Below are 24,549 nucleotides of genomic sequence, written 5' to 3'. Positions count from 1 at the left end.
TTCAGGCTTCGGGAAGCGTTGCCTGGATGGCCGCGATTCGCGCTGATTGCGCGGCAAGCTGCGCCTCGGCTGCGGTCCGGAGCGTCTCGATCCCCGGATATTCGGGCAACTGTGCAGTGGCGCGTTCGATCGCCATTTCCTCGACGTCAGTCAGCGTCGCCGAGGTCGTGGCACGATAGCCGTCGAGCTCGGCGAGTGCAGTCTCGGCCGTGATCCACAGTTCGCTGCCGGCAGGCTGGCCCTTCGCGGCCTGCGCGGCCTGCTCGGCGCGATCGGCGGCGGGTGCGAAACCGCTGGCGGCTTCAGCGAGCGTCGTCCGCATCGCGGCGAGCTTCGCGTCGGTCGGTGCGTCAGGTGCCGGCGCGACGACCGGCGCCGGTACCGGCTCGGCGTCGCTGCGCGATTCGATCGGGCGGGGCAGCAAGGAAGGATAGCGCGACGCGCTCTGCTCGGCGCAGCCGGTGAGCAGGGCGGCGCAGGCAAGGGGGAGGAGGCGTTTCATCGCCTGCCGCTCTATGCGGTGCAGATCGCGCACGCAACGCACTTGCGTCCGCGCAAAGACGCCTCTATGGCCTCGCTTCCCACGCACCCGTAGCTCAGCTGGATAGAGCATCAGACTACGAATCTGAGGGTCGGGCGTTCGAATCGCTCCGGGTGCGCCACTTTTCCAGATGACTGAACCGGGTTCGACCGGAACGACGCTGATGTCGCCTTCGCGCGCAGGACGCACTGCCGTTCGCACCTGTGGGCAAGTTATTTCGCAGCGCCTATTGACCCTCATGCGCCGCGCGGGCAGCAACCGGCGATGCTGATTCCTGAGAAGCTTGCCTATTTCTTGTACCGTCGACTTGCCGCCGCAGGTTTGGTGCGTTGCCGTCTTGCGAAGGACGATCAGACCATCTGGCTCAGCGACAAATACCAGGTCGCCAGCTTCCAGGACGTGTTCCTCGACCCGAATTATTGGCGAGCATTCCAGATTTTCGATGCCGATCCCGAACTGGTGGTGGATTGCGGCGCGCATTGCGGCCATTTCGCGATTCTCGTCGACATGTGCTTCCGCGCCAAATTCGGCCAATCGACTGCGGAATATATTCTGATCGAGCCGAATGAAGCGCTTCATCCCGCGATTCACGCCAATCTGGTCAACGCCAGGATGCGCGACCGGGCGAGGATCCTGACCGGTCTTGTCGGCAGGAAACAGGGCCGGGCGACTCTCACGACCAATCCGAAAAACTATCTGGTCTCTCAGATCGGCGATGAATCCGGGCCGGGCAAGGCAATTCAATATGTTGACCTTGCCGAACTCACCGGAGACCGGCCGATCGACTTGCTCAAGCTCGACATCGAGGGATCGGAATTCGAGTTCATCGAGGCGAACCCCGATGTCCTGGCAAGGACCCGCACGGCGGTGGTCGAGATCCATCATGAGGTCGGAACGCTCGAGGATTTCTCTCGCATGGTCGCTTCAAGCGGATTGAAGCAGGATGGCCCGGTCATTGGCGGCCGAGACAATGTCATGACCTGGTTCACCCGGGAGTCGGCGCCGGCGGACAAGCGAGAAACGGTCGCGGCATAGCTGGTTGCTGAGCGCAAGATCAGGCGCGTATCGGTTGGGCGATGCGCTGCGAGCGCCGATTTTGTCCAGCTTCCTTTCTTGCGATCCGGTCGGCCGGGGCGGTCAGCACGATTGCGCGAGACGGCACACAGGAAAATGCCTAGTTCGACGGCGCGCAGCCGAATCATATAGGATGCGGCCATGTATTTTCGGACGGGAATTTCGCCGGTGCGTTCCATCTATGGCCTTCCTTTGATTGCCTTGCTCCTGCCGTCTCCCGCCCTCGCTCAAAACGCCGGCGCTGCCGGGGGCCAGCATACCGACGATATCGTCGTCATCGGCAGCGGCCTGCCCCCGCCGACGGGGGCGCCTGCCTATGGATCGGTGACTATCGGCCGCGATCGGCTGACCGCAGATGCGTCGGGGCGGGTCGAGGATGTATTGACCGATGTCGCAGGCCTCCAACAGTTCCGCCGCTCGGACAGCCGCTCGGCCAACCCGTCGGCGCAGGGAGTCACGCTTCGCGCGCTCGGCGGCAACGCGTCGAGCCGGGCGCTGGTGCTGCTCGACGGGGTACCGATCGCCGACCCGTTCTTTGGCTATATCCCGTTCAACGCGCTGGTCGCCGACCGGTTGTCGGGCGTGCGGATCACCCGTGGCGGCGGCGCTGGGGCGTTCGGCGCCGGGGCGGTTGCGGGAACGATCGAGCTCGCCAGCGCAACCCGGGCCGATCTGCCGCCACTCGCGGCGAGCGCCGATTATGGCAGCTTCAACTCGGAAGTCGTGTCGGGCAGCTATTCCCCCAACCTTGGCGGCGGCTTCGTCTCGGCATCGGGGCGTTGGGAGCGGAGCGACGGCTATTACACCACGCCGGCCTCGCAGAGCACGCGCGCTGATGCGCGGGCTCGGTTCCGGGATTGGTCGGGGGGCATTCGTGCCGTGGCGCCGATCGACGCCGAAACCGAGATCCAGGCGCGGGGCCTGATCTTTCGCGACAACCGCACCTTGCGCTTCCAGGGCGCCGACAGCAGCTCCGAAGGGGAGGATGCGAGCATTCGCCTGATCCATCGCGGCGATTGGGCGGTCGATGCGCTTGCCTATGTCCAGGCGCGCAACTTCACCAACAAGGTGATCAGCTCGACCAGCTTCAAGCTGACGCTCGACCAGCGTAACACGCCCTCGACGGGCATCGGCGGCAAGATCGAGCTTCGCCCGCCGGTCGGCGGCGGGCATGTCCTGCGCGTCGGTATCGACGCGCGCTATGCGGATGGCGAGCTGTTCGAGGATGCCTATACGGCCGGCGCAATCAGCACGCGACGCAATGCCGGGGGCGATACCAGCACAATCGGAGCTTTCGTCGAAGATGACTGGACGCTAGGCAAGCTGGTGCTCACCGGTGGCGTGCGCGGCGATCGCTGGACAATCACCAGCGGCTTCTTCCGCGAGGTGGCAGGGCCGGGATCGACCAACGCGGTGGTTGGGTCGGTCGCCAGCGACAAGCATTATGGCGATCGTGATGGCTTTGAAGGCACCGGCCGCGTCGGCGCGCTGTTCCATGCGAGCAATGCAGTCGCCCTTCGCGCGGCGGGCTATACCGGCTTCCGTCTGCCGACGCTCAACGAGCTGTACCGGCCCTTCGTCGTCTTTCCCGTCACCACCCAGGCCAATGCGAATCTCGGGCTGGAGAAGCTCAAGGGCATTGAGGGCGGGGTTGACCTGACCCCGATGCGTGGCGTTTCGATCGGTATCACCGGCTTCTACAACCAGCTCGACTATGCGATCGCCAATGTGACGATCGACGCGAAGACGCGCCAGCGCCAGAATGTCGATGCGATCGTCGCCAAGGGCGTTGAGGTGATCGCCGAGGCCCGCCACGGCGCGATGTCACTGAACGGCTCCTACGCGTTCAGCGATTCGCACGTGCGCGCTTCCGGCCTGCAGGCGGGGCTGAACGGCTTCATTCCCGCCCAAAGCCCGCGCCATTCGGCGAGCGCGACATTGGCGTGGGAGCCCAGGGCCGGGTCGGCGCTTTCAACGACATTGCGCTATATCGGCAAGCAATATGAGGATGATCTGCAGACTGACGTGCTGCCCGATGCGTGGACGGTCGATGCGGTCGCGCGGATGCCGATCGGGCGGCATTTCGCAATCATCGCGCGCGCTGAGAACCTGTTCGACGCGACGATCATCACCCGCAATCAGGCAGGATCGATGGACCTTGGCACGCCGCGCACCTTGTGGATCGGCGTGCGCGTCAAAGGGTAGCTAGGCAGTCGGCGGGGCGGCGGGGAGGATCACGGTGATCCGCAACCCGCCGATCGGCGAGCGGCTGGCCTCGATCCGGCCGTGATGCGCCTCGACGATCGCCTGGGCGGTTGCGAGGCCGAGGCCCGAAGTCATCACCGATTGGCCCGGCTCGGTCGAGCTGCGGTAGAAAGGTTCGAACAATTGCTGTGCCAGCTCGGTATCGACCCCCGGCGCGCTGTCGTCGATGATGAGCCTCCAGGCGTTGCGGTTGCCCTCGAGCCCGAGGATGATCCTGCCGCCGGCCGGTGTGTAGCGAAGGCTGTTTTCGATCAGCGCGGTGAAGAGCTGCTCGATCCGCGCGCCGTCCCATTTCACCGGCACCGTTGCCTGGGGCAGATTGCCTGGTTCGAGCGTCACGCCTAGCGCCTGGGCGCGCTTGCCGCTTGACCAGATCGCATTGTGGATCAGGGCGCGCGGATCGACCGTTGCGAAACGGACCGGCAGCCGTCCGAGATCCGCCAGCGCGACGGCATGGAGATCCTCGGCCATCTCGCCCAGACGGCGGACGCCCTCGACGACTTCCTCGAAGCTTTCTGGGTCGGCCGGCGGCGAGTTGGCGCTGATCCAGTCGAGCTTCTCGGCAAGCGCACGGACTGGCTTGCGGAGCTCCTCGGAGACCGAGACGAGCCAAGTCCGCCGCGCTGTCTCGAGCCGGTCGAACGAGCGGGCGATGCGACCGAGATTGCGCATCGTCGTGCGCGTCTCGGCGGGCCCGGTTTCAGTGACGTCGGCATCATAATCACCCTGTGCGATCGCGCGGCTGGCGCGGAACAAGGCGAGCTGCGGGCCGGTCCAGCGGCTCGCGATGAAATAACCGGCGATGAACAGGATCAGGAAGATCAGGCTCATCACCACGATGATGCCGATGATCTGGTCGCGGGCGAAGGCGTAGCTTGCCGCATTCGTTGCCGGCGCGCGGACGATCTTCGCAATCGCCGCGACCGTTCCATTGACGGTGACCTGCCGTTCGGCGCGCACGCCTTCGGCATCGGGGGCGGCGCCGGCGATCAGTGCGCCAGCCGGGCTGTAGAGTGCGACGCGACCGACAAGCGGCGGCGTACCGTCACCGGCCGCCTGCGCGTCCTTATAGGCCTGCTCGGTGAGGCGGAGTGCCTGGGCCGGCGTCGTGCCGCTGCGGATTTCGGTGGCGGTCAGCGCAGTGAAGGCGGTGAGTGCCTGGCGGTCCTGGCCGTCGAGATAGGCTTCGTTGCCACGGTCGAGATTCCAGACCAGCACAGCTCCCGGCAACACAGCCGCGAGCAACGCCTGACCCGCCAGCAGCAGGAACAGCCCGGCAAACAACCGCACCCCGATTTTCTCCCCCGTTCCGGCGTGAATCACGCCCGAACCATTCGGGTAGCGTGAATACGGAGGTGAAACAATCAGGTTCCCAAGCCGTTAACCACGTCCCGGGACGCTAGTGCCTCGGCTGTCGCGGCAAGCACCACTTCCGCATATTCCGGGCGGCAAATCAGCAGGTCCGGAAGCAGCGGATCGCGGCAATTATAGACGAGCGGACTGCCGTCTATCCGTGAGGCGTGGAACCCAGCTGCGAGGGCGACCGCGACCGGCGCGCAATTGTCCCATTCATATTGGCCGCCGGCATGGAGATAGATTTCCGCGCGGCCCTCGACCACCGCCATTGCCTTGGCGCCGGCCGAGCCCATCGGCATGAGATCCGCACCGATCGCCTCGGCCACGGCACGCACGATCGGGTGCGGGCGAGTCCGGCTGATCACCAGGCGCGGCCTGGCGGGGAGCGGGGGCAGGGTGCGGGGCGCGTCGTCGGTGACGAAAATCTGGCGAGTCGCGGGGAGGGCAACCGCGCCGGCGACGGGAATGCCGTCTACCGCCAGCCCGATATGCACCGCCCAATCGTCGAGCCGCTCGCCGAACTCGCGGGTGCCGTCGAGCGGATCGACCACCCAGACCCGACTCGCAGCGCATCGCTCGGGATTGTCGGCTGCCTCTTCGGACAGGATGAAGTCGTTCGGTCGCGCCGCGTGGAGGCGATCGAGGATGAGTGCATTGGCCTCGGCATCGCCGCGCCGGCCCAGATCCGCTTCGGCGCAATTGCCCGCCACGCACAAATTCCGCAGCAGGGCAGCTGCCTCGAGCGCAATCGAGCGGGCGACTTCAGCGTCTGTGGTCATCATGTCCTGCAGATGGGGATCCAATCTGCGTTGGCGATCAATTTATCCTGTCGAGCGCCATAGCGCCTATCCGCGTTCCAGTGAATCGAGGATGCGGGCACCGGCCATGAAGACAGCGACCGGGCAGACCGAGAACAATATCCATCCGCCATAGCCGGGATATTGCTGGAGGTAATGGACGCCCCGCTCGACCGCGCCCGTTCCGAGCCCGTAGATCACGAGGAACGCCTCGAACTTGGACTTGATGACGAACAGTCGGGAAAGTTTCGTCCACATGCCCGTATCTTAAGCAAATGCCGGGCCAGTGGCGGATTTGCGCGATTCCGGGTTTAACGCGAATGGTTAATTGTAAATTAATTCGACAATATCGAGGGCCTCGAGCAGCGCTTCCCGCGCCCGTTCGATCATGCCGACCAGCGCTGGATCGGCAATCGCGGCCGGGGCGATTGCCTCGGGCCAGAACTGCTCGACCACATTGGCGATCAGGTCGAGCCGGGCATTGTCGACCAGGAAGCGCGGGTCGATCGCGGCGGGATCGGCGACGACGCGCAGGCGCAGACAGGCAGGGCCGCCGCCATTGGCCATTGACTGGCGGACATCGACGACTTCGAGCCGGCGGATCGGGCCGTTGCCGGCAACCATTTCCTGCAGCCAGCTCCAGACCGCAGGATTCTCGCGTGCCTCTTCGGGGAGGATGAGGGCCATGCCGCCATCCGGCAGCGTTACGAGCTGGGCATTGAACAGATAGGAGGCAACCGCATCGGCGAGGCTGACCCGCGCGGCGGGGACTTCGACGATCTCGACCTCGGGCAGGCGGTCGCGCAGATCGGCGTAGAAGCGCCCCTTGTCGGCGAATGCCTGTTCGTGCGCGAACAGCACACGCTCATTGGCGACGGCGACGACGTCGTTGTGGAAGGCGCCCGCGGCGATCGCCGCTTCGGATTGCTCGACGAACAGCGCATAGCCGGCATCGAGCCGGTGGCGACGCGCGACGGCGAGGCTCGCCTCGCGGTGCTGGCGCGCCGGGAAGGGCCCGCCCGACACGCCATAGACGAAGACCTCGACGCCGGGCTGGTCGTGGGCGGCACACAGACGCATATGGTTGGCCGCGCCTTCATCGCCGAACGGGGGCGGCACCGGACCGTGAACCGCGAAGCTCGGATCGGCAAAGGCAAGGTTGAGCTGGGCCAGCGTGCCGGGCCATTCGTGGCTGCGATGCGGCATTGTGACGAGATTGGCGACCGTCAGGTGGCACCGGCCATCGGCGGTATCGGGCGCCGGCGATACAGTCGCTGCGTTCGCCGCCCACATCGCCGAGGCCGAGAGCGCCTGGGCCTGGAGATGGTCGGTCGCCTCTGCATAGCTGGTCGCGAGGCTCTCGAGCCAGGCGTGATCGGGGCGGGCGAGGGGCAGGAGGACGCCCTGGGTCAATCCGAGCGCAAGGTTGGCGCGCATCTTGGCGATGCCCTCGAGCGCGGCGCGGCGCGGGGCTGCGACCCTGCCGGCATTGCGGGTCGCGGCGAGGTTGCCGGGGCTCAGGCCGGCATAATTGTGGCTCGGGCCGATCAGGCCGTCGAAGTTGATTTCCACCAGCATCGCTAGAGCCGCCCGACGATGTTGACGGTGTCGCCGACCCTGAGGTCGAGCGCGGTGGCGCAGACCGAGTCGATCTCGACCTGGTCGCCCTCGGCACGGGCCTTGGCATAGGCGCAGCGGAAATCGGCCAGCCGGCCGGCCGCGACCAGCATCGGCTCGCCGCGATCGGCGTCAGTGCCGACGACTTCGGCCGAGACGGCCTCGCGGATGGTGCGGACCTGGTCGGTCCGCGCGGTCATGGTCGGGCCACCGTCGAAGATGTCGATGTAATTCTCGAAGGCGAAGCCCTCATTCTCGAGCATCCGCATCGCAGCGCGGCCCGAGGGATGGGGCAGGCCGATCGCGGCGCGCGCGGTCTCGCTCAGCATCGCGATATAGATCGGGTGCTTGGGGAAGAGATCGGCGATGAACTGGTGGCCGCGGACCGCGTTGAACTGGTCGGCGTCCTGGAAATTCATGCCGAAGAATCGCCCGGCAAGACCATCCCAGAAGGGCGAGCCGCCGGCCTCGTCGATGATGCCGCGCAGCTCGGCAAGGATGCGATCGGCGAATCGGGCGCGGTGCTTGGCGATGAACAGATAGCGGCTGCGGGCGAGCAGCATGCCCAAGCCCCCGGCGCGCTCGCCGGGATGGAGGAACAGCCCGCCGACTTCGCTGCAGCCTTCGAGATCAGTCGCGAGCGTGAGCATATCGGCGCGGAAAGTCCGGTCGAGCTCCTGGCTGTGCTGAGTCAGCGTGCCGATCCGGTAGCTGTAAAAGGGGTAGCGCTGGCCGACCTGGGTGAAGATCTGGCAGGTGCCGCGCACCTCGCCGGTCGCGGTATTTTCAAGGACGAGCACGAACAATTCGTCGGCGATGCCGTCATCTGCGCGGGCGAAGGCGGCATGGCTGCGATCGAGCTTCGCCTTGAGCGCAGCACGGTCGGGCGGCAGATTGGTGAAACCGCCGCCGGTCAGCTTGGCCATCTCGTAGAGCGGCTGCAGGTCCTCGTCGCGTGCGGCACGGATACGAAAGCTCACAATCCCCCCTTTTCGGCGATGCGCAGCACCGTCAATGCCGAGAGCGCGGCGCGTTCGGCCAGGCTGTCGACGATCAGAAATTCGTCGGGCGAGTGAATCGCGCCGCCGCGCGCGCCCATCGTATCGACCACCGGCACACCGCAGGCGGCGATGTTGTTGCCATCGCACACGCCGCCAGTGGCACGCCAGCCGATCATGAGGCCGAGATCGGTGCCGGCGTGCTTGACGAGGTCGAACAGCTTTGCGGCGCCGAGGTCGATCGGCTTGGGCGGACGGTTGAAACTGCCATGGACGTCGATCTTCACATCATGCTCGGTGGCGACGATCGCCACCGCCGCGTCGATCCCCGCCCTGGCACGCACGATGTCGTCCTGCGAGGCGGGGCGGAAATTGACCCGAAGGACGGCGAGATCGGGAACGACATTGTTTGGGCCGCCGCCCTCGATCTTCGCCGGGTTCACCGCGAGGCCGGGCCCGCCCGCCTTGCTCAGCCGAAGCGCGAGATCGGCGGCGGCGACGATCGCGTTGCGGCCTTCCTCGGGATTGCGCCCGGCATGGGCGCTGCGGCCGCGCACGACGATCGAGAAATTGCCGGTGCCGCCGCGTGCGCCGGCCAGCGTACCGTCGGGGAGCGCCGGCTCATAGGTGAGCGCGGCGACCTTGCCGCGCGCGGCCTGGGCAAGAAGGCCGGCCGAGGAGAGGGAGCCGGTTTCCTCGTCCGAATTGATCACCACCTCATAACCGATCCGGGACGCGAGCGGCGACGCCTCGACCGATGTGAGCGCCGCGAGCATCAGCGCGAGGCCGCTCTTCATGTCGGCGACGCCTGGGCCGTTCAGCGTGCCGTCGTCGCGGAAGGTGAGCGACTGGAAGGGATGATCGGCTGGATAGACGGTGTCCATATGGCCGGTGAACAGCATCTGAGTGTGTGCGTTCGGCCGGACCCTGAGGTGCAGGTGCCGGCCGTGCTGGAGATTGGCTGTCGCGCCGTCGGCGCCGACACTGGTTACCGGAGCCGGATCGACCAGCGCGATATCGCCGGGCAGGGCGGCGAAGGCATCGGTGAGCCTGGCGGCCATTGTCGCGACACCGGCGAGGTTGCGCGTGCCGCTGTTGATCGCCGCCCATTGCTCGACCTGGGCAAGCATTGGGGCGTCGGCGAGTCGCGCGATTGAGTCCTGTTCCACAGCGGAGAGTCCGGTCATGGCCGCTGTGGTAGCTGCATTCCGGGAGATCGGGAACCCGGGTGCGTATTCGTTCTCGACGCGCGGCGGGGATAATTCCGCCCTGCTAAAATGGACAAGATTCCATGTCATCGTGATGAGGGCGCTCGATTGGGCTGCAGTGAATCGGTTAGCTTTGCGCTTGCCATTCCTGCCGGAACGACCGAACGTTTCGCCGGGGAGAGACAATGATGAAACCAGGGTTTTTTCTGGCGGCGGCACTGCTCGGCACCGCCGCCGTTCCGGCAGTTGCCCAGGAGGCAAATGCTCCCGGATTGGGTGAAGTCGTTGTCACCTCCAACCGACTCAACGCACGCTATGCGCAACAGGACCGCCCTGTGGTCGGGCTTCGCCGGCAAGCCGATTCAGCGGTGCTGCAGCTCGCGATCGCATCGGACTCGCGCGATGAGGCGACGCGCAAGCGCGAAATCCACACCATCATGCTCGCAGCGCTCGATCGCGCGGCTGCCGCTGGAGTCGAGCTTGTGACGGGCAGTTTTGAACTCGTGCCGGTCACCAAGGCGAACTACCAGGATCTGCCCCTGGCATCGGCGGGACGCGTGGATACGAGCCAGGCGAACCTCATGGTCAAGGTCAAGCTTGCCGGATCGGTCACCGCCGCTGAACAGCGCCTCGATGCCTTCATCAAGGCGGTGCCGCGTACCGGTCGTGGGACGATCGACAAGACCGGGGCGTTGGCGCTCACGATCGTCAACCCCGATCAGTATCGCGACGCGATCGTGACCTTGGTGGCTGACAATGCCCGCCACTATGCCGCGATGTTCGGCCCTGACTATGCAGTCCAGGTCAGCGGCGTCGACGGGCAGGTTTTCTGGTCGCAGGTGAGCGGGACTGACGTGTTTCTCTACGTGCCCTATCGTTACACGATCGTTCCCAAATAACTCCAATCGGGAAAAGAACGATGAAAGCCTTTGTCTTGGCGGGTCTCGGCTGCCTCGCTTTTGTTGCCAGCCCGTTGCTTGCGCAGGATGATGGCGTCGGCGGTGAAATCGTCGTCACCGGTATGCGAAACAGCCTTTCAGGGCCAGCCGTTGCGATCCAGAAGCCTCCGGTCATCGGATTGAAGCGAATGGCGGATTCGGCGGTGCGGACCATAGAAATCGTCTCGGACTCGCGCGAGGAGGGGATGCGCAAGCGCGAGGTCCAGGCAATGCTGCTCGACGCGATCGACCGCGCGAAACGCGATGGGTTCAGCCTCGTCACTGGTCAGTTCGAGCTGATCGAGGTTACGCGCGCCAACTGGCAGGACCAGTTTCCAGCCCTGGCAGGCAAAGCCAATTCGACTGTCGAAGACGATGACGATGACGACGATAACAAATCACCGCCGGCGTTCGAGGATGACGGGCGCACCGCGACCGTTCACTTGAGGGTGAAGACAAAGCTGGACGGCTCGATTGGCAACGCCCAGCAAAAGATCAACGGTTTCGTCAAATCCATCCCGGCTACCGGTCGCTCGCAGATCGCGCAGAAGGGCGAGCTGGCGCTTACGATCATTAACCCCGAGCAATATCGCGACGAAATCTATCGCCGTATCGCCGCCGGTTCCCAACACGCCGTCACCTTTTACGGATCGGACTATGGGCTGGAAGTCACCGGGCTGGATGAAAGCATCGCCTGGAAGCAGGTAAGCAATACGGAGGTGTTCCTGTATATTCCGTACCGCTTTTCGGTCAGGAAGTGAGCGGCGATTTGCGTCGGAAGTTTCCCATCACCGCGCTTCTGTCGGCAACGCTGCTGTCAGCGACAGTGGGTGCCTCCCCGCTCGCGGCCGAGCGGAGAAACCCCTTTGCCTATACGATGAAAATGACCCCGGAGGAGGGGCAGATCGATCCGGCGATCGAGAAGCATTATACTGTCGAGTTCGACAGGTGCCAGAAAGCCGCTGTCATTACTCGAGAAAATGCGGCCTGTTTCGACGCCGAATTCACGCGGCAGGATACTGCCTTGAATCGGATCTGGAAGGAAACGAACAGACGCTTGAAGGCGGCGGCCCACGGACCCCTTTTAGCGGCGCAGCGGAAGTGGATCAGCGAGCGCGATCCTTTCTGCAGGTCGATCGCGGACGGTTTCAAAGGGGGAACAATCGCGCCGGTCGTCTACTCAAATTGCCGGGTAGAGCAGACCATTCGACGGACGATATGGCTGGAAGGGCTTCATTGAGCCAGCCAATGCTTTCCAGCAGGTCGGGTTGTTCCGCATTGCGGTCACGGCCTCAGCGGAACTGGATCGGCCGCACATCGGAAGGCACCGTGATCCGCGGTTCGGGCGAGCGGGTCGGCAGGACTGCGTGGAAGACGTGCGAGGGGACCAGGGTAAGCCATCCCGGCTCGGGGATGATCGTCCGCTTTCCCCAGACTGCCTGATGCCCCGCGAAATGGCTGGCGCAGCCGCCGACGCTCAGGGCGCCCCGGCCATCGCCGGCGCCGGCCGATTCCGGCACGGCGACATGGTAGACGCAGGAGAGATAGCCGATCGGGTGGATATGCTCGGCCTGGCCGGCGCCCCCTCTCAGCACCACGCTGCCGCTGCTCAGTGCAGCTTTTTGCGGGATGACCGGCAACGCCGCGTCGAGGCCGCGTTCAGGGATACGGGCGATATAGTCTTCGACTGCCTCGCGGACGAAGACCATCAGTGCCGTCCGTGCGGGGTCGGGCCGGGGCGGCATCAGATAATCGACATGGCGATCGGTCGCACTGCTTTCCGGTATCGCCGCGAGGATCTCGTCAGCGAGTGTTCGGTTGAACGCCTCGATTCCGCCAAAATGGGCGGGTGGTTCGAAGGGGATGCGGATGATGCACCGGTCGAGATCGACCAGGTCAAGCGCCTCGCGCTTTCGGCCGAGCAGGCTGAACGCCGCAGCGCGATAGCCACGAGCGGCCGCTGTCCGCGCATGGCGCGGTTCGAGCGACTCGCAAAAGGCGAGCAGCGCGCCACCGTCTCCGCTGCGCCCATAAGAGGGGAGGATTGAGCGGAGTGCGGGGAATCCCGGGTCCTCGGCTTGCAGCGCGCGCTTTAATTCGGCCTGCCCCTCGGCGGTGCGGCCCAACCGCAGCAGCGCACGGCCGCGCTGGAGGCTCCAGGCGGGGCTGTCATCATCGGGAACGCGGCTGTCGCAGGTCTGCAGGGCGGCTTCGGGGCGCCCCGCGCGCATCTGGCATGTGGCGATCTGCACAATGTGGTTGATATGCGGATCCATCGCCATCGCAGCGCTGAAATCGGTGATCGCCTCGTCGGGGCGGCCGAGGCGCATCAGCATGCCGGCACGAAATGTTCTGAGCGCCGGGATGAGGGGCCGCGCTTCAATCGCGGCCGAGATCGATCGCAGGGCCTCGGGCGTCGGCATATCGGAGGGTGGATCGGAAGCCACCCATTGCATTGTCCGTCCCCTGATTCGCTGCGCCGATCCTAGAAGCTATAGACCAAAGATGCCCGGCTCGTCGTGTCGGTACCGACGCGGCCGACCGGCGGCATGCTTTCATATTGCACGGCATAAGACAGTTTCGCCGCGAGCGGGCCGACCAGCCTGGCGTTGAGCGCGGTGGTGCTGCTGACGGTGCTGTTGAAATGCTGGAAATAGCCCGAGGCGACCTGACTGAGGGAGATCGCGCGGGAGAGCTTCCAGTCGAAATCGAACGAGCCGCGCGCGGCGATGCTGCTCTCTGTCGCGCCATCAGTGAAATCGGTGTCGCGATATGCCGGGCCGAGCTCGAGATTGAGCGTCAAATCAGGCTGCTTGATGGCGCTGTAGCCGGCGCCGAGCGAGGCCGAATAGCGGCTGTCATAGCCGAGGAACCGGTCGCTCTCATATTGCGCGGCGCCATAGACATAACCGCGGGGCGAGAATTTGAAATTGGGTTCGTAGGACGCGAGATAATGCTCGCGGCTGACCAGGCCTGCGCTCTCCTGATAATCGGCGGCAAGGTGGAGCTTGTGGCGCCAGCGGATCGTTTCGCGGGAGAGATCAAGGGCCGCACTCATGCCGACATCGTGCGTGTTGCCGGTGGTGATGTAGCCGCCGAGTTCGGCCTTGCCGCGCCACAGATCGAACGGACCGGCATCCCGGAGCCTGGCCTCGCGTTTCGCAGCCTGATCATGATGCCAGCCATCGACCAGCGCGGCGATCTCCTTCGACGATCCGGGCGCCGCGGCTCGGGCATATTTGGCGACGGTCGCGATCTCGGATTCGTTGCCGGAGGCAATCGCCGCGTCGAGCATTGCCTTGACCGGGGGCGGGATCGGCACCGGGTCCGAGGTGGCGAGGAGCAGGGGCGCGGCGAGCAGGGCGAGGGGCGCGAGCATGCGGGACGACTAGCGCGCGAGCTGTGTTACCGCAATCATTTGGGGGATTCTTTTCCTCCCCGCTTGCGACGAGGAGAAGGTTATCCGAGATGCTCGGCAAAGGCGGCGAGCACCTGTTCGTAGAGCGCCTTCTTGAACGGCACGATCAGGCGCGGCAGCTCGGCGGGGTCGATCCAGCGCCAGGACCGGAATTCCGGGTGGGCGGTGACGAGATCGATGTCGCTGTCCTCGCCGAGGAAGCGGTAGAGGAACCAGCGCTGGCGCTGGCCGCGCCATTTGCCTTTCCACACCTTCCCGACCAGCTCGGGCGGGAGGTCGTAGAACAGCTCGTCGGGGGCGACGGCGATCAGCGCGACCTTGTCGGGCGCGATACCGGTTTCCTCGCCGAGTTCGCGGATCGCTGCCTTTTCGGCGTCTTCGCCGTCGTCAATGCCGCCCTGGGGCATTTGCCAGGCCTCGACAGTGGTGTCGAAGCGCTGGCCGACGAACACCATGCCATGGCGATTGAGGAGCATGACGCCGGCGCAGGGGCGGTAGGGGAGGGTGGTCGGGTCAATCATGGCTTCTCCTTTTCCTCCGCCTTCCGTGAGATGGAGCAAGCTTACGCCGCCTGCGCCATGACCCGGTCGCCTTCAGCCTCTGCGATAACGCTTTTCAGCGCGGCGAGGGCGCCCGCCACATCGCCCTGGGACGAGGGGATCGCCTGGCGGATCGTCACGAAGCCGTGGATATTGCCCTTTGCCTCACGAAAGACCACCGGCACGCCGGCCTCGGCCAGCGCGGCGGCATAAGCGCGGCCCTGGTCGCGGATCGGGTCGAGGCTGGCGGTCATCACCACCGCGGGCGGCATCCCGGCGAGATCGCCGACCAGCGGCGAGGTGCGGATATGCGATGCCTCGGCCTGATAGGAGGTGTTGAACCACTCCATGCTGTCGCGGGTAAGCAGATAGCCTTCGGCGAAGGCGCTGTAGGACGGATATTCCCTCGTCATGTCGGTCGCCGGATAGATCGGGAACTGGGCGACCACCGGCACCGCAGCGGGCGCGTCGCGGAGCGCCATCGCCGTCACGATCGCGAGATTGCCGCCGGCGCTGTCGCCGCAGACGATGAGGCTCGTCACCGTGCGGCCGAGCGCGGCGGGGCTGCCCGCGACCCAGCGCGCCGCCGCCTCGCAATCGTCGGGCGCGGCGGGCCATGGATTTTCGGGCGCAAGCCGATAATCGACCGAGACGACCGGCACGTCGAGCTCGCGCGCGATCTCGGCGCAGAAGCTCGCATGAGTCTCGATATCGCCGATCACGAAGCCGCCGCCATGATAGAAAAGCATCGCCGGGCCGGGCTCGCGGCGCGCCCTCGCATCGAACAGCCGGGCGGGGATATCCCCGGCGGAACCGGGGATCGCCAGGTCAGTGATGGTCGCCAGCGTGCCGATCGGCAGATCGGCGACGTCCTTCATCGCCGCATAGACGGTGCGGGCGGCGGGGGCCTCGAGCTCGTGCATCTTCGGGCCGGGCATGCTGTTCAGGAAAGCGAGAAAGCCGCTGACATCGGGGCGGACGAAGGGTTCGGTCACGTCATTCTCCCATTTTTCCGGTGCTTGCGCGGCCGGTATCGAGCCTCCCTAGGCAGGATGGCTGCTGTCGTCCATAATCCGGCGCCGAGCGGGAGGGTGGAAAAAAGCAATGGAGAAGCAGAACGGGCGCAGGACGGCCAACAGCCTCGTGCTCGACGACTCGTTCCGCCAGGCGATCGCGGAGCGGCTGCTCGACGGCGCCGATCCCGACTTTCTCGCGCACCAGCTGGCAACGATCGCCGGCATGCCGCTCGCGCTGATCCAGGCCGAGATCGGCCGCGCGTCCAAAAGCCCCTATCTGCTCGCGGCGCGCAAGCTGCAGGACCGGCTCGGCAAATGGGAATGGGTGTTGCAGAACCGCGCTCGGCTCGCCGCGAACGACCCGGCGGGCCTCGACATTCCGGTGCTCGACAAGCCCGATGCCGATATCTTCTACCGCGACCATTATCGCGCGCACCGGCCGGCGGTGTTGCGCGGGCTGATCGACGACTGGCCGGCGCGCGAGCGCTGGACGCTCGACCATGTCGCCGGCACGCTCGGCGACCGGCCGGTGCGGGTCCAATGGGACCGCGAGCGTGACCGCGATTATGAGCGCAATGCCGACGCGCACGGAACGTTTCAGCCCTTCTCCGAGCTTGCCCGGCGGCTCCGCTCGGACGAGCCGAGCAACGACTTCTACATCACCGCCAACAACAGCGACGCTAACCGCGCCGCCTTCGCGCCCTTGTTCGCCGATGTGGGGGAAATCCCCGGCATCCTCGAGCCCGGCGGGGCGAAGCACGGCTTTGTCTGGATCGGGCCCAAGGGCACGGTGACGCCGTGGCACCATGACCTGACCAATAATCTCCTGCTCCAGATCCGGGGCCGCAAGCGGGTGCGGATGGTGGCGAGCCACGATACGCCGCTGATGCGCAATCATCGCCATTGCTTCAGCGCCTGGGGCAGCGACGACCTGCTCCCCGGCCCGGCGCGGGACGACAAGCCGGCAGTCCTCGAATGCACGATCGGTCCGGGCGATGCCATGTTCCTGCCGATCGGCTGGTGGCACCATGTCGACGGACTCGACCAGACGATCGGCATGTCCTTCACCCGCTTTGCATGGGACAATGATTTCTACAGCAGCTATCGCAGCTATGGCCCGTTATGAGCAGGGGCGCCGCGAGGGGGCGAAAAGAAGGATTTGCACGCGCCCCCGATCGAACTAGCTTGGCCCGCAAGCGCCCGGGGCATAAAGGGCGGGCTTAGATATCCTTAGGAAGTGCTTGATGGCATCCGCCGTTCACGAATTGACCCCCGCCGAGGCATCGGCCCATCCATCCGCAGAATCGATCGTTGTCCGCTTCGCCGGCGATTCAGGCGACGGCATGCAGCTGACCGGCGGTCAGTTCACGCTCTCGACGGCGCTGGCCGGCAACGACCTCGCGACCTTCCCCGATTTCCCGGCCGAGATCCGCGCGCCGCAAGGGACCCTGTTCGGCGTCTCCGCCTTCCAGATCAATTTCGGCTCGACCGCGATCGAGACCGCGGGTGACGTGCCCGATGTCCTGGTTGCGATGAACCCGGCTGCGCTCAAGACCAATGTCGAGGCGCTGAAGCCGGGCGGGCTGATCATCGCCGACGAGGGCGAGTTCGGCGAGCGCAATCTCGCCAAGGCGAAATATGCGGCCAACCCGCTGCATGACGGCAGCCTGGCGAAATGGCAGCTGCTGGCGTTCAACATTTCGCAGCTCACCCTTGATGCCGTGAAGCCGTTCGGGCTCGGCAACAAGGAGGCGCTCCGCTGCAAGAACATGTGGACGCTAGGGCTCGCGCTCTGGATGTTCGATCGTGATCGCCAGCCGATCATCGACTGGCTGAAGGCGAAATTCGCCAAGGCGCCGGTATTGGCCGAAGCGAATATCGCAGCGCTCAACGCAGGCCATGCCTATGGCGAGACCGCTGAGCTGGCCGGGCCGATGAAGCAGCATCATGTCGCGGCCGCGCCTGCCGAGCCCGGCCTGTACCGCACGGTGACGGGCGCCGAGTCGATCTCGCTCGGGCTGGTCGCGGGCGTGCAGCTTGCGGGCGTGAAGATGTTCTTCGGCGGCTATCCGATCACGCCGGCGTCGGCGATCCTCCATCACCTGTCGCGGCTGAAGGAGTTCGGGATCACCACCTTCCAGGCCGAGGACGAAATCGCCGCGATCGCCTCGGCGATCGGCGCATCCTATGCGGGGCAGCTTGGCGTCACCTCGTCGTCGGGCCCGGGCATTGCGCTCAAGGGCGAGGCGATGGGGCTTGCGATCATGACCGAGCTGCCGCTCGTCATCGTCAACTCGCAGCGCGGCGGGCCCTCGACCGGGCTGCCGACCAAGACCGAGCAGTCAGATCTCTACCAGGCGGTCTATGGTCGCAACGGCGATGCGCCGATGCCGGTGATCGCGGCGCGCTCGCCCGCCGACGCGTTCGACTGCGCGATCGAGGCAGTGCGGATCGCGGTGCAGTACATGACGCCGGTGATGCTCCTGACCGACGGCTATATCGCCAATGCCGCCGAGCCCTGGCTGGTGCCGAACATGGACGATTATGCGCCCTTCCCGGTCAAGTATCTGGAAACCGTGCCCGAAGGCGGCTTCCTGCCTTATGCCCGTGACGAGAAGCGCGCGCGGCCCTGGGTCAAGCCGGGCACGCCGGGGCTGCTTCACCGTATCGGCGGGATCGAGAAGCAGCTCGGCACCGGCAATATCGATTATGGCGCCGCCAACCATCAGGCGATGACCGAGATGCGCCGCGACAAGGTGCTCGGCATCGACGTGCCCGACCAGGAGGTCGCGATGGGCGAAGCGAACGGCAAGCTCGCCATTGTCGGCTGGGGCTCGACCTTCGGGCCGATCCACCAGGCAGTGCGGCGTGCGCGTGGTCGTGGCCTTGATGTCAGCCATATCCATATCCGACATATCTGGCCGATGCCGGGAAATTTGGGCGCATTGCTCAAGGGTTACGAGAAGATCATCGTACCGGAAATGAACACCGGCCAGCTCAAGACGGTGCTGCGCGACCAGTTTCTGGTCGACGCAAAGCCGCTCAACAAGATTTCCGGTCAGCCCTTCATGATCGCCGAGATCGAAGCGGCGATCGAGGAGGCGCTCGCATGAACGACATGACCCCCATCGCGAAGACTCTCCCCAAGGATTGGGAGACCGACCAGGAGGTGCGCTGGTGCCCGGGCTGCGGCGATTACGCGATCCTGAAGGCAGTGCAGCGCACCATGCCCGAGATCGGCGCGCGGCCCGAGAACACGGTGTTCGTCAGCGGCATCGGTTGCTCGTCGCGCTTTCCCTATTACATGGAAACCTATGGCTTCCACACCATCCATGGCCGCGCGCCGGCGGTGGCGACCGGGGTGAAGCTCGCCAATCCCGATCTCGATGTGTGGATCATCACCGGTGACGGCGATGCGCTCTCGATCGGCGGCAACCACACCATGCACCTGATCCGCCGCAACCTCGATTGCCAGGTACTGCTGTTCAACAACGAGATCTACGGCCTGACCAAGGGGCAATATTCGCCGACCAGCCATGTCGGCACGCGCAGCCCCTCGACTCCGTTCGGCTCGCTCGACCGGCCGCTGACGCCATGTGCCTTCGTGCTCGGCTCGGGCGCGCGCTTCGTGGCGCGGGCGATCGACGTTAACAAGAACCTGCCGGCGGTCCTGAAGGCAGCCTACGCCCACAAGGGTACCGGCTTCGTCGAGATCTTCCAGAACTGCATCGTCTATAATGACGATGTGTTCGCGCCCTTCACCGAGAAGGCGAACGCGCCCGGCAGCCAGCTCTGGGTCGAGCAGGGCAAGCCCTTGCTGTTTGCGGGCGGCACCAAGGGGCTGAGCCTCGATACCGAGCGGCTGGTGTTGAAGGTCGTCGATGTGGTGGATGGCGACTGGGCGGCGGCGAAAGTGATCGTCCATGACCAGACCAACCGCGCCGTCGCGCACATGCTCGTCGAAATGCCGTTCGGGCCGTTCCCGATGGCGCTCGGCGTGCTCTACGACGATCCGGCGCCGACCTTCGAGGCCGCCGTCGTTGCGCAGAACGCCCAGGCGAGCGCTGGCAAGAAGCCCGATCTGCAGAAATTGCTGTCGCAGGGCCAGACGTGGCAGGTCCAGAAGCAGCCCCACGTCATCTGAGCGAAGGGTTCGGCAATGACGTTCGTCGTCACGGATGCCTGCATCCGGTGCAAGTTCATGGACTGTGTCGAGGTTTGCCCGGTCGAATGTTTTCGCGAAGGCGAGAACATGCTGGTGATCGACCCCAACGAATGCATCGATTGCAATCTATGCCTGCCCGAATGCCCCGCCGACGCAATCCTGCCGGACATCGAAAGCGCCGCGACACCATGGATTGAGCTCAACAGGACCTATGCGGCGATCTGGCCGGCCGTGTCGAGCAATGCCGGCCAGAGGCCGCCTGACGCCGAGGCGTTCAAGGGGGTGGCCGGCAAGTACGAGCAATATTTCTCTCCCCGGCCCGGCCAGGGCGATTGAGCAGCGCCCGACGGCGCAGCTTGCCATGCTCCTCCAGCAAAATGGCAGGGTAGCATGACGACGATCCTCTGGCTTCGCCGCGACCTGCGCCTGACGGACCAGGCTGCCTTGATTGCCGCGGCGCAGGAGGGCCCGGTAATCCCGGTCTATATTCTCGACGACGAAACACCCAAGCATCGAAGCATGGGCGCGGCCTCGCGCTGGTGGCTGCATCACAGCCTTGCCGCGCTCGATTCGAGCCTGCGCGACCAGGGCTCACGCCTGATCCTGAGGCGCGGCAAATCGGAGGCGGTGCTGACGGCGCTCGCTCGGGAAACGGGCGCCATCCGCGTTCATTGCCTGCGCCATTATGAACCCTGGTGGCGCAATGCCGAGCGCGCGGTGGGGCAGGCGCTCGACCTGGTTTGCCACGACGGGAATTATCTCGCGCCACCCGGATCGGTTATCACCGGCGCGGGCCAACCCTACAGGATCTACACACCCTTCTGGCGCGCCTTGCAGGAGCGGATGCCGCCGCCCACGCCGCTTCCCGCCCCCCAAGGCATTGCGGCCCCGAAAATATGGCCTGAAAGCGATTCGCTCGCAGAATGGAAGCTGCTGCCTGAGAAGCCCGACTGGGCGGAAGGTTTCAGGGAGGAATGGAGACCTGGCGAGGCCGGCGCCCGGGAGCGGCTCGAGGATTTCCTCCCGCGGGTCGCTGCCTACGCCATCGCCCGCAACCTGCCGTCGGACGAGGGCAGCTCGCGCCTGTCGCCGCATCTGCATTTCGGCGAGATCTCGCCCGCCACGATCTGGCACCGCGTTGCCGGGGCGGAGGGCGACCCGACGGCCTTCCTCAAGGAGATCGCGTGGCGCGATTATGCGCAGAATGTCATCCTGCAATTCCCCGATTATGGCACGCGAAACGGCCGCACCGCGCTCGATGGTCTCCGGTGGCGCACCGGCACGGCCGCGGATGCCGATCTTCGCGCCTGGCAGCAGGGCCGCACCGGCTACCCGATCGTCGATGCCGGGATGCGGCAGCTCTGGACGACCGGCTGGATGCACAACCGGGTACGCATGATCACGGCGAGCTTTCTGGTGAAGCATCTGCTGATCGACTGGCGCCTTGGCGAAGCCTGGTTCTGGGACTGCCTGGTCGACGCCGATTACGCGAGCAACAGCGTCAACTGGCAATGGACCGCCGGCACCGGGGTGGATTCGAACATGTTCGTCCGGATCATGGCGCCCCTCTCCCAATCGGAGAAGTTCGCGGCGGGCGGCTATATCCGCGCATGGGTGCCGGAGCTGGCTCATTTGCCCGACGCCGCAATCCATGATCCCGAAGCAGCAGGGTGCCGGCCGGATAACTATCCGGCGAAGATCATCGGCCACCGCGAAGGTCGCGCGCGTGCGCTGGAGGCGCTGAAGAAGGTGCAATGATCTTGCGAGGAATCGCTTTTCCGCTGCCCTTGCGCGGTGCATGAGAGCGGAGCCATGAACGCATCAGCGCCGAACAGAGGGCGTCGCGTCGGGACGCGAGCCATCGCCCCCGGGGGCGACCGGATTCTTGCCCCCTTCGCCGGGCTCTTCCATCGCCTGCTGGACCGGATCGATCTTGGTCTCGAAGCCGGATCGATCGAGGTGGCGTTGCCTGACGGCACCGCGCGCATCCTGGGCGGGCGCGCCGCCGGCCCGATTGCGATCGTCGAGATTCGCAGCTGGCGGGCGCTGCTCCGGCTCGCCATGGGCGGCTCGGCCGGCTGGTATATCGCCTGGTCGCTCGGCGAATGGCGCAGCCCTGACCCCGTGCCGTTGTTCGACCTGTTCATGCGCAACCGCGTGTCGCTCGGCACCGCGGCGCGATCGACGGGGATCGTGCGGCTGATACGGCGGGCGTGGCATGCGCTTCGCCGCAACCATCGCGAGGGCGCGCGGCGCAATATCGAATATCATTATGACCTGGGCAATGATTTCTACGCTTTGTGGCTCGACCCCGGCATGACCTATTCGAGCGCGCTGTTCGAGGAGCCGATCTCGCCGGCGCAATCGCTCGAAAGCGCGCAGGCGGCCAAGCTCGAGGCGATGCTGGCGCGCACCGCGACCAAAGCGGGCGATTCGATCCTGGAAATCGGTTGCGGCTGGGGTTCCTTCGCCGAGGTTGCGGCGCGCGGTGGGAGGACAGTGCACGGCATCACCCTGTCGAGCGAGCAGAAAAGGGCGGTCGAGGAGCGGATGGCACGTGCCGGGCTGGCCGGCGTTACCGTCTCGCTGACTGATTATCGCGACGTGACCGGACACTATGATGCGATCGTGAGCATCGAGATGGTCGAGGCGGTCGGGCAGGAATATTGGCCCGCCTATCTCACCACGATCGCGCGGACGCTGAAGCCGGGCGGACGCGCCGCGATCCAGCTCATCTCGATCGACGACGCGATCTTCGAGGCCTATGCGCATAACGTCGATTTCATCCAGCGTTTCGTGTTCCCCGGCGGATTGCTGATTTCCGAAAGCCGGTTCCGGGCGATCGCCGAGGCGAACGGTCTCAGCTGGAATGATCCGATCCGTTTCGGCCTCCATTATGCCGAGACGCTGAAGCGCTGGCGCGAAAATTTCGACGCGGTGGTGGCGGCTGGGCAATTGCCGGCTGAATTCGATCGCCATTTTGTGGACTTGTGGCGCTATTATCTCATGTATTGCGAGGGCGGCTTCCGCGGCGGCGGTATCGATGTCGTCCAGGTCACCCTCCGCAAAGGCGCGGCGGGGGAGGGTAATTAGTCCTGAGCAGGGCTAGAATTCCCGAATGACTCGACGAAAAGAGCGGGGGCGGCCGCCTCATCCCGATGTCCTCACCCCGGCCGAATGGCGCGTGGTCGAGGCAGTGCGGCACGGCATGAGCAACAGCGAGATTGCCCGGCGCCGCGGCATCAGCCTCGACGCGGTCAAATATCATGTCGCGAATATCCTCCCGAAGCTCGGCCTCGCGAAGCGCGCCGAGTTGCGCGGGTGGAGCGGCGTTCGGCGCGACAGCAACCTCTTCGCCACGGGGACCAGCATGGACACGGAAGTGAAGCTCGGCGCGATTGGCCAGATTGCGCGCAGTGTGAAGGACATCGCGGCGGCGCGCGCCTGGTATGGCGAGGTGCTCGGGCTCGAGCATCTCTATTCCTTCGGCAATCTCGCCTTTTACGATTGCGGCGGGGTGCGGCTGTTTCTCTCCGAAGGCGAGAAGGAGGTGGCCGAGTCGCTGCTCTATTTCCGGGTCGAGGACGTTCGAGGTGCGCATGCGGTCCTGGAGGCGCGGGGTGTGGTCTTCACCAACGCGCCGCACATGATCCACCGCCATGACGACGGGACGGAGGAATGGATGGCCTTCTTCGCTGACAATGAAGGCCGGCCGCTGGCGATCATGGCGCAGGTCGCCGGCTGATCGCCGCTACTCGATCCGCTCGAAATGCCCCGTCTCGAAATCCCCGCTGACAAGGGCGGCAATGCGATCCGCCACGACTGACGGATCCTTCACCGAAGCCGGATTCTCGCCCGGATAGGCGCGCTCGCGCATCTTCGTCCGGGTCGCGCCGGGGTCGATGATCGCAGTGCGGATGCTGCTGATGTGCTGCATCTCGTCGCCATAGGCAGCGAGCAGCGTTTCGAAGGCTGCCTTGGAGGCGCCGTACAGGCCCCAATAGGCCCGCGGAGTGCGGCCGACGCTCGAGGTGATGCCGATCACCCGGGCGCGCTTGGATTTGCGGAGCATCGGGTCGAAGGCAGTGATCAATGCCGCCTGGGCGCTGACGTTGAGGGTGAGCACCGCCGCCAGCTCCTTCGGGTCGATCGCGGGGACGGCGGCGAGGCTGCCGAGCGTGGCCGCATTGAGCACCAAGATGTCGAGCACCGGCCAGCGTTCGGCGATCGCAGCACCGAGGCGGGCGATGCTGTCGGTCTCGGTCAGGTCGAGCGGGGCGATCGTCGCGCTGCCGCCGGCTTCGAAGATCGCTGTCTCGACAGCCTCGAGGTCCTTGCCGGTACGGGCGGTGAGCACGACATGCGCGCCGGCTGCGGCGAGCGCCTTGGCGGTGGCCGCGCCGATCCCGCGGCTGGCGCCGGTGACGAGGGCAATCTGGCTGGCGAGGGGTTTGTCCGACATTCTCTTCTTTCTTCGTCACCTCGGACTTGTTCCGGGGTCCATCGATCCGCGAAGAACCGACGCCGCGGCGCTTGCCGCAACATGGATGCCGGAACAAGTCCCACTGCTGTCCGGGATTTTATCTGTAGGGGTTGGTGCACGGCAGACAAATCCTG

24 protein-coding genes and 1 tRNA gene are annotated in these 24,549 nt (G+C 65.4%); 13 read left to right on the top strand and 12 right to left on the bottom strand.

What is annotated here, in order from left to right; all coding sequences use genetic code 11:
• Window position 1: 1 nt before the first annotated feature.
• The gene (locus ABD050_RS21070) at window positions 2-502 is read right to left on the bottom strand and encodes a hypothetical protein (RefSeq protein WP_343891480.1); all 501 of its coding nucleotides are present in this window, start codon (window positions 500-502) and stop codon (window positions 2-4) included.
• An 83-nt stretch (window positions 503-585) separates the two neighbouring features.
• Between ABD050_RS21070 and ABD050_RS21065 the strand changes: the two genes are divergently transcribed.
• From ABD050_RS21065 to ABD050_RS21055, 3 genes are all read left to right on the top strand, one after another.
• Window positions 586-662: transfer RNA gene (locus tag ABD050_RS21065), tRNA-Arg, on the top strand.
• Window positions 663-805: 143 nt separating this feature from the next.
• Entirely contained in the window at window positions 806-1,576 is a 771-nt protein-coding gene (locus ABD050_RS21060) for an FkbM family methyltransferase (protein WP_343891479.1), read from the top strand.
• 180 nt (window positions 1,577-1,756) lie between these two features.
• Entirely contained in the window at window positions 1,757-3,820 is a 2,064-nt protein-coding gene (locus ABD050_RS21055; RefSeq protein ID WP_425542500.1) for a TonB-dependent receptor plug domain-containing protein, read from the top strand.
• Here the strand turns inward: ABD050_RS21055 and ABD050_RS21050 are convergent, their stop codons facing one another.
• The 6 genes from ABD050_RS21050 to ABD050_RS21025 all read right to left on the bottom strand — a co-directional run bounded on the left by ABD050_RS21050 (window position 3,821) and on the right by ABD050_RS21025 (window position 9,835).
• Window positions 3,821-5,170 (bottom strand): ATP-binding protein, encoded by a 1,350-nt coding sequence (locus ABD050_RS21050; RefSeq protein WP_343891478.1) that lies wholly within the window; start codon window positions 5,168-5,170, stop codon window positions 3,821-3,823.
• Window positions 5,171-5,244: 74 nt separating this feature from the next.
• Complete coding sequence (locus ABD050_RS21045) at window positions 5,245-6,018, bottom strand: 3'(2'),5'-bisphosphate nucleotidase CysQ (RefSeq protein WP_425542499.1); 774 nt, start codon at window positions 6,016-6,018, stop codon at window positions 5,245-5,247.
• A gap of 63 nt (window positions 6,019-6,081) precedes the next feature.
• Window positions 6,082-6,291, bottom strand: coding sequence for a hypothetical protein (locus tag ABD050_RS21040; RefSeq protein WP_343891477.1), 210 nt, complete (start codon window positions 6,289-6,291; stop codon window positions 6,082-6,084).
• A gap of 66 nt (window positions 6,292-6,357) precedes the next feature.
• Complete coding sequence (locus ABD050_RS21035) at window positions 6,358-7,611, bottom strand: N-succinylarginine dihydrolase (RefSeq protein ID WP_343891476.1); 1,254 nt, start codon at window positions 7,609-7,611, stop codon at window positions 6,358-6,360.
• Window positions 7,612-7,613: 2 nt separating this feature from the next.
• On the bottom strand, window positions 7,614-8,630 hold the full coding sequence (locus ABD050_RS21030; RefSeq protein WP_343891475.1) for an arginine N-succinyltransferase: 1,017 nt from the start codon (window positions 8,628-8,630) through the stop codon (window positions 7,614-7,616).
• A complete protein-coding gene (locus tag ABD050_RS21025) occupies window positions 8,627-9,835 on the bottom strand; it encodes a hydrolase (protein WP_343891474.1) in 1,209 nt (402 codons plus the stop codon). The genes ABD050_RS21030 and ABD050_RS21025 overlap by 4 nt, the downstream gene beginning before the upstream one ends.
• A 209-nt stretch (window positions 9,836-10,044) precedes the next feature.
• Here ABD050_RS21025 and ABD050_RS21020 point away from each other — a divergent pair, with 209 nt between their 5' ends.
• Genes ABD050_RS21020 through ABD050_RS21010 form a run of 3 tightly spaced genes read left to right on the top strand, consistent with a single transcriptional unit; the run spans window position 10,045 to window position 12,034 of the window.
• Entirely contained in the window at window positions 10,045-10,755 is a 711-nt protein-coding gene (locus ABD050_RS21020) for a TonB-dependent receptor (RefSeq protein ID WP_343891473.1), read from the top strand.
• A 20-nt stretch (window positions 10,756-10,775) separates the two neighbouring features.
• Complete coding sequence (locus tag ABD050_RS21015; protein WP_343891472.1) at window positions 10,776-11,555, top strand: hypothetical protein; 780 nt, start codon at window positions 10,776-10,778, stop codon at window positions 11,553-11,555.
• Entirely contained in the window at window positions 11,552-12,034 is a 483-nt protein-coding gene (locus tag ABD050_RS21010; RefSeq protein ID WP_343891471.1) for a lysozyme inhibitor LprI family protein, read from the top strand. Before ABD050_RS21015 ends, ABD050_RS21010 begins: the two co-directional genes overlap by 4 nt.
• 52 nt (window positions 12,035-12,086) lie before the next feature.
• Here the strand turns inward: ABD050_RS21010 and ABD050_RS21005 are convergent, their stop codons facing one another.
• The 4 genes from ABD050_RS21005 to ABD050_RS20990 all read right to left on the bottom strand — a co-directional run bounded on the left by ABD050_RS21005 (window position 12,087) and on the right by ABD050_RS20990 (window position 15,746).
• Window positions 12,087-13,217 (bottom strand): putative 2OG-Fe(II) oxygenase, encoded by a 1,131-nt coding sequence (locus ABD050_RS21005; RefSeq protein ID WP_343891470.1) that lies wholly within the window; start codon window positions 13,215-13,217, stop codon window positions 12,087-12,089.
• A 62-nt stretch (window positions 13,218-13,279) separates the two neighbouring features.
• Window positions 13,280-14,173: a DUF481 domain-containing protein gene (locus tag ABD050_RS21000; RefSeq protein ID WP_343891469.1), complete on the bottom strand. Its 894-nt coding sequence runs from the start codon at window positions 14,171-14,173 to the stop codon at window positions 13,280-13,282.
• 80 nt (window positions 14,174-14,253) lie between these two features.
• Window positions 14,254-14,733: an RNA pyrophosphohydrolase gene (locus tag ABD050_RS20995; RefSeq protein WP_343891468.1), complete on the bottom strand. Its 480-nt coding sequence runs from the start codon at window positions 14,731-14,733 to the stop codon at window positions 14,254-14,256.
• Between the two features lie 41 nt (window positions 14,734-14,774).
• Complete coding sequence (locus ABD050_RS20990) at window positions 14,775-15,746, bottom strand: alpha/beta hydrolase (protein WP_343891467.1); 972 nt, start codon at window positions 15,744-15,746, stop codon at window positions 14,775-14,777.
• 109 nt (window positions 15,747-15,855) lie between these two features.
• Here ABD050_RS20990 and ABD050_RS20985 point away from each other — a divergent pair, with 109 nt between their 5' ends.
• The 7 genes from ABD050_RS20985 to ABD050_RS20955 all read left to right on the top strand — a co-directional run bounded on the left by ABD050_RS20985 (window position 15,856) and on the right by ABD050_RS20955 (window position 23,677).
• Window positions 15,856-16,893, top strand: coding sequence for a cupin-like domain-containing protein (locus tag ABD050_RS20985; protein ID WP_343891466.1), 1,038 nt, complete (start codon window positions 15,856-15,858; stop codon window positions 16,891-16,893).
• Between the two features lie 118 nt (window positions 16,894-17,011).
• Window positions 17,012-18,880: a 2-oxoacid:acceptor oxidoreductase subunit alpha gene (locus ABD050_RS20980; RefSeq protein ID WP_343891465.1), complete on the top strand. Its 1,869-nt coding sequence runs from the start codon at window positions 17,012-17,014 to the stop codon at window positions 18,878-18,880.
• Window positions 18,877-19,911, top strand: a complete 1,035-nt coding sequence (locus ABD050_RS20975) for a 2-oxoacid:ferredoxin oxidoreductase subunit beta (RefSeq protein WP_343891464.1) — start codon at window positions 18,877-18,879, stop codon at window positions 19,909-19,911. The genes ABD050_RS20980 and ABD050_RS20975 overlap by 4 nt, the downstream gene beginning before the upstream one ends.
• A gap of 15 nt (window positions 19,912-19,926) precedes the next feature.
• Window positions 19,927-20,268: a ferredoxin FdxA gene (gene fdxA / locus ABD050_RS20970; RefSeq protein ID WP_343891463.1), complete on the top strand. Its 342-nt coding sequence runs from the start codon at window positions 19,927-19,929 to the stop codon at window positions 20,266-20,268.
• A 54-nt stretch (window positions 20,269-20,322) separates the two neighbouring features.
• Window positions 20,323-21,690, top strand: coding sequence for a cryptochrome/photolyase family protein (locus tag ABD050_RS20965; RefSeq protein ID WP_343891461.1), 1,368 nt, complete (start codon window positions 20,323-20,325; stop codon window positions 21,688-21,690).
• 54 nt (window positions 21,691-21,744) lie between these two features.
• Window positions 21,745-23,025, top strand: a complete 1,281-nt coding sequence (locus ABD050_RS20960) for a class I SAM-dependent methyltransferase (RefSeq protein WP_343891460.1) — start codon at window positions 21,745-21,747, stop codon at window positions 23,023-23,025.
• Window positions 23,026-23,050: 25 nt separating this feature from the next.
• Complete coding sequence (locus tag ABD050_RS20955) at window positions 23,051-23,677, top strand: LuxR C-terminal-related transcriptional regulator (RefSeq protein ID WP_343891459.1); 627 nt, start codon at window positions 23,051-23,053, stop codon at window positions 23,675-23,677.
• A 6-nt stretch (window positions 23,678-23,683) separates the two neighbouring features.
• On the opposite strand, the gene ABD050_RS20950 is transcribed toward ABD050_RS20955, so the two are convergent.
• The gene (locus tag ABD050_RS20950) at window positions 23,684-24,394 is read right to left on the bottom strand and encodes an SDR family NAD(P)-dependent oxidoreductase (RefSeq protein WP_343891458.1); all 711 of its coding nucleotides are present in this window, start codon (window positions 24,392-24,394) and stop codon (window positions 23,684-23,686) included.
• Window positions 24,395-24,549 lie beyond the last annotated feature (155 nt).

The organism is Sphingomonas oligophenolica, from assembly GCF_039522915.1.
In the GTDB taxonomy this organism is placed as follows: Bacteria; Pseudomonadota; Alphaproteobacteria; order Sphingomonadales; family Sphingomonadaceae; genus Sphingomonas; species Sphingomonas oligophenolica.
The sequence above is the reverse complement of the archived record's forward strand: the minus strand, read 5'-3'. Positions and strand labels throughout refer to the sequence as shown.